Below are 14,134 nucleotides of genomic sequence, written 5' to 3'. Positions count from 1 at the left end.
ACAATGGGTCCATCTGAGTGATCAGGTGGGCTCTATTTCTTTGTCAACGCCCTCCTTTGAAATCCGTGGAGCCTCGGGGGCGCCGTCGACTCCCCGTTGGGACCGCATTGACAGCCGCTCTCTGATCGCTCAAGCCCGTCGCGTTTATTTCGCTTATCTCTCCAGCAGTCCTGCAGGGCAGGAACCCCTCGGCGTGGTGGTGGATCCACAGGAACCCGATGGTCGGGTGGTCTTCGAGACACCTGTTCTTCTGCCGGATGAAGAGTTCATTGCCATCGATCTGATCCGGGGGCGCACGAGCCGTGGTCGGGCTCGATGGAGGGGTTGATCCTGGTTTGGACCGGCCTGCTGGGCGCCTGCGTCGGCAGCTTCACGAACGTGGTGGCCTGGCGCTTGCCTCGCCAGGAATCGGTGGTCTTCCCCGGCAGCCACTGCCCCAAATGCGGACATGCCATCCGCTGGTATGACAATCTCCCGCTGCTCGGTTGGCTGTTGCTGAGGGGGCGCTGCCGCGACTGTGATGCAGCGATCAGCTGGCGTTACCCCGCAGTGGAAGCCCTAAGTGCCGGCCTCTGGATCTCGGCGCTGTTGGTCTGGCCTGGTGCTGGAGGGGGGCTGCCGGATCTCTGGCTCCCCTGGGCTGGTCTCCTCTTGATCGCGCTGCTGTTGCCGCTGGTGTTGATCGATCTGGATCACCTTTGGTTGCCGGAGCCCCTGTGCCGCTGGGGGGTGGTGCTGGGCTTGCTCGTCAGCACTGCTGCTGGGATCCCTCTCCTGGCGAGCCATTTGATCGCCGCGGTGCTGGCCTTGCTGCTGTTGGAAGGTCTCAGTGCCCTGGCCGAACGGTTGTTGGGACAGCCTGCGCTGGGCCTGGGCGATGCCAAGTTGGCGGCGTTGGGTGGGGCATGGCTGGGCCCCGGGGGCATTGCAGCGGCGATGGCCCTTGCGGTTGTGTCGGGAGCATTGGTCGGAAGCATCGCCCGCCTTAGTGGCCGGCTGGGCCCCAGGGAACCATTCCCCTTCGGGCCCTTCATCGCCCTGGGCATTTGGTTGGTCTGGTTGACCGGTCCGCAGTGGTGGTGGAGCACCTGGTTGATGTTGTTGGGCGCTTGATGACCAGCTCTATTCCCGGGCCGGCTTTTAATGGTGTGAGCTGACGGCCCTGTGTGTCTCTGTTCGATTGGTTTGCTGATCGCCGCAAGGGTCAGTACGTCGCCAACGTCAAGCAGGAACCGGATGAAGGCGATGGTCTTTGGAGCAAATGTCCGGAATGTGGTCAGGTCGTCTATCTCAAAGACCTGAAACTCAATGCCAGTGTTTGCGCCAACTGCGGCTATCACCACCGGATCGACAGTGCTGAACGCATCGCACTGATTGCGGATCCCGACAGCTTCCAGGTGCTGAATGCGGATCTGGCACCGGTGGATCCTCTCGGATTCAAAGACCGGCGCGCCTACGCCGACCGGCTGCGGGAGAGTCAGGCCTCAACGGGGCTGCGGGATGGTGTGGTCACTGGGCTTTGCCGGGTGGAAGGCATCCCCATGGGCCTGGCAGCAATGGACTTCCGCTTCATGGGGGGATCGATGGGCTCCGTGGTCGGGGAGAAAATCACCCGTCTGATCGAGGAGTCCACCGCCCGCAAGCTGCCGCTGCTGATTGTCTGTGCCTCCGGCGGTGCCCGGATGCAGGAGGGGATGCTCAGCCTGATGCAGATGGCGAAGATTTCTGGCGCGCTGGAACGCCACCGCGAAGCTGAGCTGCTTTACATGCCCTTGCTCACCCACCCCACAACGGGAGGTGTGACCGCCAGTTTCGCCATGCTGGGCGATCTGATCCTGGCGGAACCGAAAGCGTTGATTGGTTTCGCTGGGCGCCGGGTGATTGAGCAGACCTTGCGGGAAAAGCTGCCCGACAATTTCCAGACGGCTGAATATCTGCAGGAGCATGGGTTCGTGGACACGATCGTTCCCCGCACCCAGCTGCGACCCGCCCTGGCCAATCTTCTGCGCCTGCACGGCTGCAAACCGATGGAGCTCACCAGCGCATGATCCGAGCTGGACTTGTTTTGATCCTGGCCTTGCTCTGCTGGGTCGCCCCCGTGCTAGCTGGCCCCGTGGAATGGATCGAGGTTCCCGCTACCGATGCGGGTCAGCAGTGGTGGGACCGCGGCAGTGTGCGCATTGATCGGGATGGATATCGAACCGTGCTGAGCCGCTTCACTCCAGCGGCCACCGACGACGAGGATCAACCCTCCGGAGAGCTCTATGTCATGCAACTGGACTGCTCCCAGGAGCTGTATCGCGATAAACAAGTGAATGGTTTGCCGCGATTTCGCGCCCAATGGCAGCCTGCCGGGGATGACGGGCTGATCATCTCTGTGATTAAGGCTGTCTGTACTGAACCCCTCCCCAGCTGAGATGTCTCGACAACCCCTTGGTGTTGCCGTTGCCGGTCTCGGCTTCGGGGAGAAGGTGCACCTGCCGGCCCTTGCTGCCACGCCCGATCTTGAGGCGATTGCCCTTTGGCACCCCCGCCAGGAGCGCTTGGATGCCGTTACGGCTGCCCATGGTTTGAGGGGATTCAGCGACTGGGACGATCTGCTGGGCGATCCCGCGGTGGACGCGGTGGTCATCGCCACCCCCCCGGCACCTCGCTTTGACCTGGCCCGCCGGGCTCTGGAGGCGGGCAAGCACCTGCTGCTGGAGAAGCCCATTGCTTTGCATGCCGATCAGGCCCGGGAGCTGCAGCGGCTGGCCCTGGCACGGGGACTCTCGGTGGCTGTGGATTACGAATACAGGGCTGTTCCCCTGTTCATGCAAGCCGCACGCCTCCTGCAGGCTGGTGCTGTCGGAACGCCCTGGCTGGTGAAGCTCGACTGGCTGATGGGCAGCCGTGCCGATCCCCAGCGCGGCTGGAACTGGTATGCCCAGGCGGATCAGGGAGGCGGCGTGATCGGAGCCCTCGGAACCCATGCCCTGGACATGCTGGCCTGGCTGATCGGTCCCCTGGGGGCCATCCAGGCTCGAAACAGTGTTTCGATCAAGCAACGCCCCCACCCCGATGGTGGCCTGGCCGCCGTGGATGCCCCCGATGTGTCGCTGCTGCAGACCGTTGCCCATTGGCAGGGAATGCAAGAGCTGCCGGTGCCGGCTCAGGTCAGCCTCAGTTCCGTGTCGCGTAACGGTCGCGGTTTCTGTCTGGATGTGGTCGGTTCCGCGGGATCGCTGCTGCTCAGCAGCACCAACCAGAAGGACTACGTCCATGGCTTTGAGCTGCAGCACGCCCCGATCGGTGAGCCCTTCCGCGCGGTGGAGCCCGATACCGACCTCGCCTTCCCGGAAACCTGGTCGGATGGCCGCATCGCCCCTGTGGCCCGGGTGCTGGGCTGGTGGGCCGAGAGCATTCGCAGTGGGCAACCGATGCTGCCTGGACTGGCCGAGGGCGTGGCGAGTCGTGTGGCCTGCGATCAGGCTGCCCTCGGCACATTGGATTTTGCGTAACACGCGGTAAAATTGCCGGCGATTCGTCTTTGACGACCCCAACCCTCCGAGGATTTATCCATGGCGCTCGTTCCGCTTCGGCTCCTGCTCGACCACGCCGCTGAGAACGGCTACGGCATTCCTGCGTTCAACGTGAACAATCTGGAGCAGGTCCAGGCCATCATGGAAGCGGCTGACGAGACCGACAGCCCTGTGATCCTCCAGGCCTCCCGCGGTGCCCGCAGCTACGCCGGCGAGATCTTCCTGCGTCACCTGATCCTGGCCGCCACCGAGACCTATCCCCACATCCCCGTGGTGATGCACCAGGACCATGGCAACGCCCCTGACACCTGCTACTCCGCTGCCATCAACGGTTTCACCTCCGTGATGATGGACGGTTCCCTGGAAGCCGACGCCAAGACTCCCGCCAGCTACGACTACAACGTCAACGTCACCAAGCAGGTGGTGGACTTCGCCCACTCCGTGGGTGTGAGCGTTGAGGGTGAGCTGGGTTGCCTGGGCTCCCTGGAAACCGGCAAGGGTGAAGCCGAAGACGGCCACGGCTTTGAGGGCGAGCTGTCCAAGGACATGCTGCTCACCGATCCCGCTGAGGCTGCCGACTTCGTTGCCAAGACCAAGTGCGACGCCCTGGCCATCGCCATCGGCACCAGCCACGGCGCTTACAAGTTCACCCGCAAGCCCACAGGTGAAGTGCTGGCCATCAGCCGCATCGCTGAGATCCACAAAGCCATCCCCAACACCCACCTGGTGATGCATGGCTCCTCCTCCGTTCCCCAGGAATGGCTGGAGATGATCAACAAGCACGGTGGTGCCATCCCCGAGACCTACGGCGTTCCCGTCGAAGAAATCCAGGAAGGCATCCGCAATGGTGTGCGCAAGGTGAACATCGACACCGATAACCGTCTGGCCTTTACCGCTGCTGTGCGCGAAGCCGCCATGGCCGATCCTTCTAACTTCGACCCCCGCCACTTCAACAAGCCGGCTCGGAAGTACATGAAGCAGGTCTGCCTGGATCGTTACCAGCAGTTCTGGGCTGCCGGCAACGCCAGCAAGATCCAGCAGCAGAGCATCACCTACTACGCCGGCCTCTACTCCAAGGGCGCTCTCGATCCCAAGGCTGCCGTCGCTGCCTGATCATCACGATCAAACGACCAATCACTGGGGGCCGAAAGGCCCCTTTTTTGTTGCGCTGCACCATCGTGAGCGGCGTCAGTCTTTGATCAGGCCATCAGGCTGAGACGGCCGTGGTTGCCATCCAGTTGCGCTTGCGCTCCCAGGGGCAAGGCCTGGTTGGGCCGTCCATGGCCCAGTGGCAGATTCAGCACCAGTGGAATACCGAGATCGCCAAGTCGTTCTTCAAGGATCTCGTCCATCGTGAAGTCACCCGGAAGGATGTCGTCTTCAGCCCAGCTGAAGCGACCGCAGGCCACCCCTGCCAAGTGCTGCAACAGGCCTGCGCTGCGCCACTGGGTCAGCATCCGATCGACTCGGTAGGGCGCTTCGCCCACGTCTTCCAGCACGAGGATGGCCCCCTTCAGGGAGGGAAGCCAGGGCGTTCCGATCAGGTGGGTCGCCACGGTGAGGTTGGTTACCACCAAAGGGCCGCGAGCGATCCCCCGGCGTCGTGATTCGCCCAGCAGGGGCGCCACCGGACGTCCGCAGAGCAAATCAACCGTGCGTTGCCACTGCGCCTCAGTGCCGCCGCTGGATCCATGGATGGCCCCCGGCAGCCCAGCGGCCCACTGGGCCAGCAGCAGGGAGCTGGTGTCGGAGAACCCCAGGCTCCATTTGGGACGAGGAGGAAAGCGAAACCCAGCTTCGAGCACACGGGCGGCCCCCCAGCCACCGCCAAGGGTCACCACGGCATCCACCGTTGGATCGTTCCAGGCTGATTTCAGCTCCTGAACCCGTTCCTGGTCGGTTCCTGAGAAATAGCGCCATTGACGGGTGACGGCTGCGGGAATCTCCAGATGCCACTGCTGTTGATCACAGCGTTCGCGCAAGGCCTGCAGATCTGTGTCCGGATCCATCCAGGTGCCGGGGTTCACGGCGCGGATGCGTGATCCAGGTTTCAGGGGTTTCAGCCTGCGCTGGGCAGCCATGCCCCTGGGGGAGAGCAGGGCCGTGACAACGGTGGATGCCCCTGAAAGCAGCAGCGTCCGTCGGGTTGGCATCAGCCCAGCAGAGCTTCCAGCATCCGGCGGCCGTCGGTGCCTCCCGTGGCTGGATCACAGGCTCGCTCCGGGTGGGGCATCAGGCCAAGAACACTTCCGCTGGCATTGGTGATGCCTGCGATGTCGGATACCGACCCATTCGGGTTTTTGCCGTAGCTGAGGGCAATGGCGTCTTCATCCTGAAGCTGCTTCAGCGTGTCATCGCTGCATTGGTAACGGCCTTCACCGTGGGCGATCGGCAGGGTCAGGGCCCCTTCGTTGTACCCCTGCGTCCAGGCCGTGCGTTGGCTCACCACCTTGAGGGGCGCGTCCTCACAGATGAAGTGCAGATCCCGGTTGCGGGTGAGTGCACCGGGGAGGAGCCCCAGTTCTGTGAGCACCTGAAATCCGTTGCAGATGCCGAGCACGCGTCCGCCCTTGGCGGCAAAGTCGATCAAGGACTGCAGGGCTGGCGCGAAGCGGGCAATGGCACCGCAACGCAGGTAGTCGCCATAGCTGAAACCGCCCGGCAGAACGATGGCGTCAAAGCTGCTGAGGTCGGTCTCCTCATGCCAGACCCGGCGCGTGCTTATCCCAAGGCAACCCTCGGTTGCCCATTGCACATCCCGATCGCAGTTCGAGCCGGGAAAAACGATGACCCCGATGCTCATGACTGCTCCAGCTCCAGGGTCCAGTCTTCGATCACCGGGTTGGCCAGCAAGCGATCACTGAGCAGTTCCAACCTGCGGCGGGCTTCGGCTTCATCAGGAGCCTCCAGCTCCATTTCCACGGCTTTGCCGATGCGCAGCTTGCTAAGGCCTTCCACCCCAAGCCGTTCAGCGGCACCACGCGCGGCTTCTCCGGCTGGATCGAGCACAGAGGGGCGCAAACGCACAAGGACGCGGGCTTGAAAACGCGGCACGATCAGCAACTGCTCTGATCAAATCCTGACAGACACCAAACCCTGAAGAGATCCGGTGCGCCTCAACGGCGTGACCATCGCCCGGCTCCATGGTGAAAAGGACGCCTTTTGCCAGCGTTTTGCCGAGTCGTTGTCTGTGTTTCGCATTCAGCTCTGGACCGCTGCTCTGCTGCTGATTGGCAGCTCAGTAGGTGGAAGCTCGGTAGAAGCTGCCTCAATGCGTTGCCGGATCGATCAGCAGGCCTGGAGTCCCTGTCGGATGGTCGCCTCCAGCCCTGGAGAGCGCTGGGTGTTGACCTGGAATCAGCAGCGCGTCGAATTTGTCCATGACGGCAGCGGTCAGATGATGATGCGGGTTGGTCAGGCTGAGGACTGGCTTGAAGTGCAGCCCTTCTGGACGGTGGATCACAGCCTCTGCTGGGGTTCTGTGTGTGCCACGGGCGTCATCCCGCTGGAGTGAAACCGGGGTGATAAATCTGAAGTGAGGGCAGATTCCCCATGACAGTTTTTTCTCTCACTTGTTCCAGCTGCGGAACACCCGTTGAGATACCTGGGCGTTACGGCTTCAAGTTGAAAAGTGCCGGCATCACCAACACGGTGTGCACCCGATGCCGGCAGGGCGCATTTCTGGCGTCACGACGCGACAACATCTCGGGCCAGATCGCCGTTGGGCCCAGTCCGGATCAGCGCCGCTTGATTCCCCTTGCTGCTGCTGTGGCGGCCTTGGCCCTGCTGATCGGTGGCATCGTCTGGCGTTCTGCTGTGCCGACGGCTCAGGAGGCTTTGCCAGTGAGTGAATCTCCCTCCAGGTAGAGCGTCCTGCTTGGGAAGGCAAAGTCGATGCCTTCTTGGGCGAAGGCCCCCATGATGCCGAGGTTGATCGCTTGCTGTTCGTTCAGAGCGACGGTGAAATCGCGGGTGTCGATGTAATAAACCAGTTCAAAATTCAAGCTTGAATCAGCGAATTCGGTGAAGTGGCAGCGGTTGAAGGTGCTGTGCTCCTGAGCATCGATGATGGCTTGAACCATCGTCGGGATCGCCTGCATCTGCTCGACGGATGTGCTGTAGGTGACGCCAATGGAATAGATCATCCGGCGTTGCGCCATTTCGGCGAAGTTGAGGATGGTGGAGCCCGTCAGGGTCGAGTTGCTCATCACCACTTGTTCGCCGCGCAGGCTGCGCAGATGGGTGGAGCGAACACCAATGCGTTCCACCGTTGCTGAGGTGGATCCCACCGTGATGAATTGCCCAACGGTGAAAGGCTTGTCCAGAAGAATCATCAGGTAGGCGAATAATTCCTGGGCCGGTTCTTTAAGGGCCAAGCCGATGCCGATTCCGCCGGCACTGAGCAAACCCCAGATCACCGTCATCTTCACGCCCAGGCTCTGCAGCAGCACCAAAGTGCCGATGGCCCACACCACGGTTCTCAGCAGTGGGAGCAGGCTTTGGAGGAGTTGTTGAAGATCATCCGCGCCTGCGCGTCGCACCAATCCGAAAAGAAATCGCGATCCAATCCGGTTAACCAACCGAATCAGAATGATCGTGCCAACAATGCGCAGCGATGTGTCGTAGGCCCTTTCAATGTTGTTGGGCAAGCCCAAATCATCCTGCGCGAGGATCAGGGTGACCACCAAACCGAAAGGCACCACCGAGGCGGCGAAGGTCTTGAGCACAACGTCGTCGAAGTCTGATGTGGTCCGCTTCGTAAACCGAGGAAAAACCGTCCTACACAGGAAGGCCAGGGTCAGGGTGATGGCTGAACCGATCAGCAGCGTTGTTAAAAAACCAGTCAGATCCATCGCGCACACAGGAGATGTCCGTGATTCTTGACGGCCTTGCTGAAGCTGGCAACAAGATCGGGCTCAAGCGCGCTGAAAAATGAGACTCAGATTGTTGGCGGGCATGGAGAGCACGTTTTCAGTTTTGAAGCCTGCTTTGGCGGCGATGGCTGTCACTTGATTCAGCTCCCTCAACCCCCACTGATGGTTGCGTTCTCTCAGAGATTGGTCGAAGGCGGCATTGCTTGCACTCGTGTGAGCACCATTGCGCATGAACGGGCCGTAAATGATCAAGGGGGCTCCGCTGGGCAGCAACAGGGCGGATTCCTCGAGCACGGCATCCGTGCAGCTGGCTGGACTGATGTGCAGCAGATTTATGCAAACCACAGCGTTCAGTGCCCCTCGGACGGTCTGGGGAAGGGGCCAGGGGCGTTTCTCAACATCGATGTTGAGGGCTGCTGGCATCACCTGGCTCAGACCCTGGTGCTGGATCCAGGCGTTGATGCTGGCGCGATGGTCTCGATCCGGATCGCTGGCCTGCCAGCGCAGATTGGGAAAGCGCTGCTGAAAACAGACGGCGTGCTCACCACTGCCGCTGGCCAGTTCCAGCACGGCCCCTGAGGCAGGCAACAGCTGGTGCAGCAGATCTCCGATGGGGCCGCGATTGCGTTCCGTGGCTGGGAAAAAAAGCCGTTGGTCCATCGTTAACTCGGGCAGGGGGCGGCGCTTTGGCTGCAGTTGCGGCGCAGTTCAGCCAGCCAGGCTTCCAGTGCTGCCAGGGCATCCGGTTGCAGGCGGTAGTAAATCCAGCGGCCGCTTTGTCGGTCTCTCAGCAGCCCCGCTTCTCGAAGCACCCTGAGATGAAACGAGAGCTTTGACTGGGAGAGGTTGAGAACACCGGTGAGGTCGCAGACGCATCGTTCGCCTTGCGCCAGTGCATGGATCACGTCGAGGCGGATCGGGTCGGCCAGTGCTTTGAGCAGCTGTCTCGACTGCTCAACATTCAGGGTGTTCTGGATCACAAGAGCAGTGTCCCCCGCTCTGTTTGGATCAACATAATTTGATTGATCAAAGGGGCTGGCATGCGGATTGGTATCAATGGCTTTGGGCGGATTGGTCGCCTGGTGTTCCGCGCCCTCTGGGGCCGGCCTGGCATCGAATTGGTGCACGTCAATGATCCCGCTGGCGATGCAGCAACGGCGGCCCACCTGCTGGAGTTCGATTCTGTTCATGGTCGCTGGGATCGAGGCATCACCAGCAGCCCTGATGGATTCAGTGTGGAGGGATCCGCACTCACCTGGTCCAGCGAAAAAGACCCCACCGCCGTTCCCTGGATCGATCGGGGTGTGGAGATGGTGCTCGAGGCCAGCGGCAAGATCAAAACGCCGGAGACCCTCAACCCCTATTTCGAGCAGGTGGGTTTGAAGCGTGTGGTGGTGGCCTGTCCCGTGAAGGGTGTCGTCGCTGGTGAGGAAGCACTCAACATCGTCTACGGGATCAATCATCACCTTTATGAACCGGCGCGGCACAAGTTGGTGACGGCCGCCTCCTGCACCACCAATTGCCTGGCTCCGGTGGTGAAGGTGGTGCACGAGAGCTTCGGCATCGAGCACGGCCTGATCACAACCATTCACGACATCACCAACACCCAGGTGCCGATCGATTCTTTCAAAAGCGATCTGCGTCGGGCGCGCTCCGGGCTCACCTCATTGATCCCCACCACCACCGGCTCTGCCAAGGCGATCGCAATGATCTTCCCCGAGCTGAAGGGCAAGCTCAATGGTCATGCTGTTCGCGTGCCTCTGCTGAATGGATCGCTCACCGATGCGGTGTTCGAGCTCAAGCAGAGCGTCACGGTGGAGCAGGTGAATGCTGCCTTCAAAGCCGCTGCTGAAGGGCCGCTGCAGGGAATTCTGGGTTACGAGGAACGCCCGTTGGTGTCCTGCGACTACACCAACGACAACCGCAGCTCGATTGTCGATGCCCTTTCGACGATGGTGGTGGATGGCAACCAGCTGAAGGTGTTTGCCTGGTACGACAACGAATGGGGTTACAGCTGCCGCATGGCCGACCTCACCTGTCACGTGGTTGGGCTGGACGCATGAAGCTTTCCCCCCTGCAGCAGTACGGCATCGTCACCGCCAATTACTGGGCCTTCACGCTCACCGATGGGGCCCTGCGGATGTTGGTGGTGTTCCATTTTCATCAGCTCGGCTACACCACCCTCGAGATCGCGTTCCTGTTTCTCTTTTATGAGTTTTTCGGGGTGCTCACCAACCTCTATGGCGGTTGGATCGGTGCCCGCTATGGACTTCGGCTCACCCTCTGGGTGGGCACGCTGCTGCAGATTTTTGCGCTGCTGATGCTGATGCCCGTCGCCGCCAGCTGGCCGAAACTGTTGAGCGTGATCTACGTGATGGTCGCTCAGGCCATCAGCGGCATCGCCAAAGACCTCAACAAGATGAGCGCCAAGAGTGCCATCAAGACGGTGGTACCGGAAACTCCGAATGATCAGCAGCAGGGGCAACAGCAGCTTTTCAAGTGGGTGGCGATCCTCACGGGGTCCAAGAACGCCCTCAAGGGTGTCGGCTTCTTCCTCGGTGGGGTGCTGCTGACTGCCTTTGGCTTCAATGCTGCTGTGGGCTGGATGGCGGCAGGCCTCGCCTTCGCCTTCCTGCTCACGCTGGTGCTGCCCGGAGAGATCGGAAAGATGAAGTCCAAGCCGGCCTTCTCTTCCCTGTTCTCCAAATCCCAGGGCATCAACGTGCTGTCTCTGGCGCGCTTCTTCTTGTTTGGTGCCCGGGATGTCTGGTTCGTGGTGGCCTTGCCGGTGTTCCTCGAGACCTCCCTGGGCTGGAGTTTCTGGGAGATCGGTGGCTTCCTCGGTCTCTGGGTGATTGGCTACGGCATCGTCCAGGGATCAGCGCCTGGCCTGAGACGGCTCTGGGGCCAGACCACATCCCCGGGGGTGTCTGCTGTGCAGTTCTGGAGTGCTTTGTTGACGGCGATACCGGCCCTGATCGCTGTGGCGCTGTGGCGCCAGGTTGATGTGGCGGTTGCTATCACCGCAGGCCTTGCCGCCTTCGGGGTGGTGTTCGCGATGAATTCGTCGATCCACTCCTACATGGTGCTGGCGTACACCGATGCGGAGAGCGTCAGCCTCAATGTGGGCTTCTATTACATGGCCAATGCTGCCGGGCGACTCGTGGGCACGTTGCTCTCGGGAGCGGTGTTCATGCTTGGCAGAACCGAAGCCGCAGGTATGCAGGCTTGTCTCTGGGCTTCATCCCTGCTGGTGCTGTTGTCGTGGCTCAGCAGCCTCAGGCTGCCAGCGGTGCGAAACGCCGCGGGATGAATGAGCGTTAAGCCAGTTGGGATCAAACCCTGAATTTCTGCTGAATATCGCTGTATTGGTAGGGATTCAGACACCCGCAAGCAGCGATTTTCTGCTGAATAGAGGTATTCGCTTCTGATTTATGCGTGATGAGCCTGGCAGCCCCGATTGTCGTTTGGTCATCGATGCCAAGCGATCCTTAGAGGATGTGCTGCGTTTGATCGCTGATCTGCCGCATACCGATCACATGCGCCGGCAGCTGCTGTCGGTCTACAACCAGTTGGAGGGCATGCACGACTTGAAACGCAGTGGTGGTGCCAACGTGTCGTTTCGTTCGGCCGATTGGAGTTCCTCGGCGAAGTGATGCTTCGGCCGCGGCATCAATGACGAATCAGGTCAGTTGATCGGTTTAAACAGAGGCTGTTCGAAGTTTTTCACCAGCACGTACACCGGGGGGAACGACCCCAAGCGACAGCACAGTGGCCATAAGCAGTGCTGCCTTCGTGGTGGATCGCATGGCCATGGCGGGCAGCGGACGGCTGGGATTTTTTGAAGCTAGAGATGCCGGTTGTGGATGTCGGTGTTCTGATGCGAATCGCGAACGCTTGGGCGCGCTGATCTGCCCCAGCCAGACCAGATGACGTTTCAGTCGCCGCTCTTCAGACTTTTAGGGGCTGATCGGGATCAGTGGTCTGGTTGATTGCGCTCCTCTGTGTCCTGGCGATAGGCAGTTGTCATTGGCTGGCCATTTGGGTTGCCTCATGCCCAGAGCCTCAGCAGCAGCGCTGGGCGTCCGTTGGAGGGGGCGCCGGCTTGGCTTACGTGTTCATCCATTTGCTGCCGGAGTTGGCGTCGGGCGGATCTGAACTCTCAGAAATTCGAGGCCTCGTCGATTACGTGCCTGCACCTCTGGTGGAAGCCTTGCTGTTCCTGGTTGCCCTGGGCGGCGTGCTCGTGGTTTTCAGCTTGAACGTGCTGATGAAGCAAAAAGAGGGGGCACCGCCCTACGCGGTTTGGCTGCAGCTCTTCAACTTTGCTGCCATCAATTACCTCTATGCCTATTCCCTGCCGTCACTGATCACAACCGGCGTGGGTTATGGCGTTTTGTTCACTGTTGCGATCAGTGCCCATGTGCTGTTGATGGATCGCTATGCAGCGGAGCATCATCCGCAGCGATTCCGCCGCCGCAACCGCTGGTTTGGAAGTGCTGCTCTTGTATTGGGGCTTCTGCATGCCTTTGTGCTTCATCCAGTTGATGCGCTCACGTTGGCGACGGCAACCGCGTTTCTGGGTGGAGGCCTCTTGATGGCGGTGTTTCGGGACGAATTGCCTGATCTGCAGCAAGCTCGATTGCCCTGGCTGCTGGCGGGGTGTGGCGGGATGGGAGCGCTGTTGCTGCTTCAACTCCTGCTCCATGGTCATTGACTGGCGGCACCGATAAGGTCAGGTGTCGCCTTCTCGCTGTCTTGAGAGATGTTTGAAAACGACAGACGTCCCGCTTGGCTGAACTGGGTCTTCCTTGGGATGTTCCTCTGGTCGTCTTGGCAGCTCTTTGGTTTTTGGTCCCAGCAGCTCAGTGGCTGAGGGGCTCTTAGACCAGGGCGCCGGTCAAGCGCAGCGTTCCCCACAGGTCGAAGACGCAGAAAATCAGTCCGATCACGATGATGTCCCAGGCTTTGTGGCGCAGAGCCCAAGGGGCAAGGAACAACTCCGCAATCCCATGGAGTGCCGTCCCAATGGTGATGTGCTCCAGCACCAGCAGGCCATGGGCCACCAGGAACAGTGCGCTGGCGATACACCGCATTAGGACTTGCCAGGAAGCGAGCAAAACCTGGGGGACTTGATGGTTGGTCACCTTAAAGCGTGCTGCTGTCTGGGCTCAAGCCCGCTGCACATGACACTCGATGTGGTGAGGGGATTCCTTGCAATGTGAGTTAAAAGATCCAATCGCTAAGTTGAAGTTCTCGTCCCTTCGATGTCCCTGATGCGCCTTCAAGAATGGATTAGTGGGCAACTCCAAAAGCGCAAAGAGTTGCTTTACAACCTTGGAGCGATTTCATCCTATGCCTCGATGCTGACCTTCTTTTGGCATGGCATCAGCATGTTGGTTGCCAAGGAGCATCCCAAGCACACTTTAGTTGTGTATGCCGCTTTGACATTTTTTACGATCGTGGTGATGGCTCCCTATAAGTGGGACAAAAAGTGGATGAGGATTAAAACATCGGCCGGAATGTTGGTGTTTGGCTTGTCGCTGCTCGTCTATTTGTTTTGCTGGTTTGTGTATTGAGTTGGATTAAACGGATTTCGATGGCTTTGGCTTAGGCGAAACTCATCGGTCTGTCTGAAGGCGGCAGATCGATGGGTTGGTTGGAATCTCTAAAACAATCTTTGCGAGTGGAGCTTGATTTATTGACGTGCTTCTTGGCCCGCTCCCATTCCATTGAGCT

At 60.3% G+C, this 14,134-nt stretch carries 20 protein-coding genes; 13 read left to right on the top strand and 7 right to left on the bottom strand.

Annotated features, from left to right (window positions below):
- The first annotated feature begins 40 nt into the window (after positions 1–40).
- The 6 genes from FZZ90_RS03220 to fba are packed head-to-tail and all read left to right on the top strand — an operon-like array spanning position 41 to position 4,634.
- A complete protein-coding gene (locus FZZ90_RS03220; protein WP_226424306.1) occupies positions 41–328 on the top strand; it encodes a hypothetical protein in 288 nt (95 codons plus the stop codon).
- Positions 316–1,113, top strand: coding sequence for an A24 family peptidase (locus FZZ90_RS03215; RefSeq protein ID WP_226424305.1), 798 nt, complete (start codon positions 316–318; stop codon positions 1,111–1,113). Before FZZ90_RS03220 ends, FZZ90_RS03215 begins: the two co-directional genes overlap by 13 nt.
- 53 nt (positions 1,114–1,166) lie before the next feature.
- Positions 1,167–2,048 (top strand): acetyl-CoA carboxylase, carboxyltransferase subunit beta, encoded by an 882-nt coding sequence (gene accD / locus FZZ90_RS03210; protein ID WP_226424304.1) that lies wholly within the window; start codon positions 1,167–1,169, stop codon positions 2,046–2,048.
- A complete protein-coding gene (locus FZZ90_RS03205; protein ID WP_226424303.1) occupies positions 2,045–2,416 on the top strand; it encodes a hypothetical protein in 372 nt (123 codons plus the stop codon). The genes accD and FZZ90_RS03205 overlap by 4 nt, the downstream gene beginning before the upstream one ends.
- Before the next feature lies 1 nt (position 2,417).
- Complete coding sequence (locus FZZ90_RS03200) at positions 2,418–3,500, top strand: Gfo/Idh/MocA family protein (RefSeq protein ID WP_226424302.1); 1,083 nt, start codon at positions 2,418–2,420, stop codon at positions 3,498–3,500.
- A 60-nt stretch (positions 3,501–3,560) separates the two neighbouring features.
- Positions 3,561–4,634, top strand: a complete 1,074-nt coding sequence (gene fba / locus FZZ90_RS03195) for a class II fructose-bisphosphate aldolase (protein WP_226424301.1) — start codon at positions 3,561–3,563, stop codon at positions 4,632–4,634.
- Between the two features lie 86 nt (positions 4,635–4,720).
- Here the strand turns inward: fba and FZZ90_RS03190 are convergent, their stop codons facing one another.
- The 3 genes from FZZ90_RS03190 to purS are packed head-to-tail and all read right to left on the bottom strand — an operon-like array spanning position 4,721 to position 6,575.
- Positions 4,721–5,674 (bottom strand): LD-carboxypeptidase, encoded by a 954-nt coding sequence (locus FZZ90_RS03190; protein WP_226424300.1) that lies wholly within the window; start codon positions 5,672–5,674, stop codon positions 4,721–4,723.
- Positions 5,674–6,324 carry a phosphoribosylformylglycinamidine synthase subunit PurQ gene (gene purQ / locus FZZ90_RS03185; RefSeq protein ID WP_226424299.1) on the bottom strand — a complete coding sequence of 217 codons (651 nt, stop codon included), beginning with the start codon at positions 6,322–6,324 and terminating at the stop codon, positions 5,674–5,676. Before purQ ends, FZZ90_RS03190 begins: the two co-directional genes overlap by 1 nt.
- Positions 6,321–6,575, bottom strand: a complete 255-nt coding sequence (purS, locus tag FZZ90_RS03180; protein ID WP_226399180.1) for a phosphoribosylformylglycinamidine synthase subunit PurS — start codon at positions 6,573–6,575, stop codon at positions 6,321–6,323. The genes purQ and purS overlap by 4 nt, the downstream gene beginning before the upstream one ends.
- Positions 6,576–6,630: 55 nt before the next feature.
- On the opposite strand from purS, the gene FZZ90_RS03175 reads away from it, so the two are divergent.
- Both FZZ90_RS03175 and FZZ90_RS03170 read left to right on the top strand, forming a co-directional pair.
- Positions 6,631–7,035 (top strand): hypothetical protein, encoded by a 405-nt coding sequence (locus FZZ90_RS03175; protein ID WP_226424298.1) that lies wholly within the window; start codon positions 6,631–6,633, stop codon positions 7,033–7,035.
- A 38-nt stretch (positions 7,036–7,073) separates the two neighbouring features.
- Complete coding sequence (locus FZZ90_RS03170) at positions 7,074–7,388, top strand: Tat pathway signal protein (RefSeq protein ID WP_226424297.1); 315 nt, start codon at positions 7,074–7,076, stop codon at positions 7,386–7,388.
- On the opposite strand, the gene FZZ90_RS03165 is transcribed toward FZZ90_RS03170, so the two are convergent.
- The 3 genes from FZZ90_RS03165 to FZZ90_RS03155 all read right to left on the bottom strand — a co-directional run bounded on the left by FZZ90_RS03165 (position 7,349) and on the right by FZZ90_RS03155 (position 9,375).
- Positions 7,349–8,374, bottom strand: a complete 1,026-nt coding sequence (locus FZZ90_RS03165) for a mechanosensitive ion channel family protein (RefSeq protein ID WP_226424296.1) — start codon at positions 8,372–8,374, stop codon at positions 7,349–7,351. The two genes, FZZ90_RS03170 and FZZ90_RS03165, sit on opposite strands and share 40 nt — an antisense overlap.
- Before the next feature lie 63 nt (positions 8,375–8,437).
- The gene (locus FZZ90_RS03160) at positions 8,438–9,055 is read right to left on the bottom strand and encodes a DUF938 domain-containing protein (RefSeq protein WP_226424295.1); all 618 of its coding nucleotides are present in this window, start codon (positions 9,053–9,055) and stop codon (positions 8,438–8,440) included.
- Positions 9,056–9,057: 2 nt separating this feature from the next.
- Entirely contained in the window at positions 9,058–9,375 is a 318-nt protein-coding gene (locus FZZ90_RS03155; protein WP_226424294.1) for a metalloregulator ArsR/SmtB family transcription factor, read from the bottom strand.
- Positions 9,376–9,435: 60 nt separating this feature from the next.
- Between FZZ90_RS03155 and FZZ90_RS03150 the strand changes: the two genes are divergently transcribed.
- From FZZ90_RS03150 to FZZ90_RS03135, 4 genes are all read left to right on the top strand, one after another.
- Positions 9,436–10,458 (top strand): ArsJ-associated glyceraldehyde-3-phosphate dehydrogenase, encoded by a 1,023-nt coding sequence (locus tag FZZ90_RS03150; RefSeq protein ID WP_226424293.1) that lies wholly within the window; start codon positions 9,436–9,438, stop codon positions 10,456–10,458.
- Positions 10,455–11,708: an organoarsenical effux MFS transporter ArsJ gene (gene arsJ / locus FZZ90_RS03145; RefSeq protein WP_226424292.1), complete on the top strand. Its 1,254-nt coding sequence runs from the start codon at positions 10,455–10,457 to the stop codon at positions 11,706–11,708. The genes FZZ90_RS03150 and arsJ overlap by 4 nt, the downstream gene beginning before the upstream one ends.
- 121 nt (positions 11,709–11,829) lie before the next feature.
- A complete protein-coding gene (locus FZZ90_RS03140) occupies positions 11,830–12,051 on the top strand; it encodes a hypothetical protein (RefSeq protein ID WP_041435027.1) in 222 nt (73 codons plus the stop codon).
- 458 nt (positions 12,052–12,509) lie between these two features.
- Positions 12,510–13,112 (top strand): hypothetical protein, encoded by a 603-nt coding sequence (locus tag FZZ90_RS03135; RefSeq protein WP_226424452.1) that lies wholly within the window; start codon positions 12,510–12,512, stop codon positions 13,110–13,112.
- 166 nt (positions 13,113–13,278) lie between these two features.
- Here the strand turns inward: FZZ90_RS03135 and FZZ90_RS03130 are convergent, their stop codons facing one another.
- A complete protein-coding gene (locus FZZ90_RS03130; RefSeq protein WP_226424291.1) occupies positions 13,279–13,491 on the bottom strand; it encodes a hypothetical protein in 213 nt (70 codons plus the stop codon).
- Between the two features lie 171 nt (positions 13,492–13,662).
- Here FZZ90_RS03130 and FZZ90_RS03125 point away from each other — a divergent pair, with 171 nt between their 5' ends.
- Positions 13,663–13,974: a hypothetical protein gene (locus tag FZZ90_RS03125; RefSeq protein ID WP_226424290.1), complete on the top strand. Its 312-nt coding sequence runs from the start codon at positions 13,663–13,665 to the stop codon at positions 13,972–13,974.
- The last annotated feature ends 160 nt before the right edge of the window (positions 13,975–14,134 follow it).

This window comes from Synechococcus sp. MU1617 (assembly GCF_020514235.1).
Taxonomy (GTDB): domain Bacteria; phylum Cyanobacteriota; class Cyanobacteriia; order PCC-6307; family Cyanobiaceae; genus Parasynechococcus.
The sequence above is the reverse complement of the archived record's forward strand: the minus strand, read 5'-3'. Positions and strand labels throughout refer to the sequence as shown.

Bases quoted from the DNA above. Each gene is read 5' to 3' on its own strand.
- FZZ90_RS03215 (WP_226424305.1), top strand. From the start codon at position 316: ATGGAGGGGTTGATCCTGGTTTGGACCGGCCTGCTGGGCGCCTGCGTC.
- FZZ90_RS03205 (WP_226424303.1), top strand. From the start codon at position 2,045: ATGATCCGAGCTGGACTTGTTTTGATCCTGGCCTTGCTCTGCTGGGTC.
- FZZ90_RS03200 (WP_226424302.1), top strand. From the start codon at position 2,418: ATGTCTCGACAACCCCTTGGTGTTGCCGTTGCCGGTCTCGGCTTCGGG.
- fba (WP_226424301.1), top strand. From the start codon at position 3,561: ATGGCGCTCGTTCCGCTTCGGCTCCTGCTCGACCACGCCGCTGAGAAC.
- FZZ90_RS03190 (WP_226424300.1), bottom strand. From the start codon at position 5,674: ATGCCAACCCGACGGACGCTGCTGCTTTCAGGGGCATCCACCGTTGTC.
- purQ (WP_226424299.1), bottom strand. From the start codon at position 6,324: ATGAGCATCGGGGTCATCGTTTTTCCCGGCTCGAACTGCGATCGGGAT.
- FZZ90_RS03170 (WP_226424297.1), top strand. From the start codon at position 7,074: ATGACAGTTTTTTCTCTCACTTGTTCCAGCTGCGGAACACCCGTTGAG.
- FZZ90_RS03165 (WP_226424296.1), bottom strand. From the start codon at position 8,374: ATGGATCTGACTGGTTTTTTAACAACGCTGCTGATCGGTTCAGCCATC.
- FZZ90_RS03160 (WP_226424295.1), bottom strand. From the start codon at position 9,055: ATGGACCAACGGCTTTTTTTCCCAGCCACGGAACGCAATCGCGGCCCC.
- FZZ90_RS03150 (WP_226424293.1), top strand. From the start codon at position 9,436: ATGCGGATTGGTATCAATGGCTTTGGGCGGATTGGTCGCCTGGTGTTC.
- arsJ (WP_226424292.1), top strand. From the start codon at position 10,455: ATGAAGCTTTCCCCCCTGCAGCAGTACGGCATCGTCACCGCCAATTAC.
- FZZ90_RS03140 (WP_041435027.1), top strand. From the start codon at position 11,830: ATGCGTGATGAGCCTGGCAGCCCCGATTGTCGTTTGGTCATCGATGCC.
- FZZ90_RS03130 (WP_226424291.1), bottom strand. From the start codon at position 13,491: ATGCGGTGTATCGCCAGCGCACTGTTCCTGGTGGCCCATGGCCTGCTG.
- FZZ90_RS03125 (WP_226424290.1), top strand. From the start codon at position 13,663: ATGTCCCTGATGCGCCTTCAAGAATGGATTAGTGGGCAACTCCAAAAG.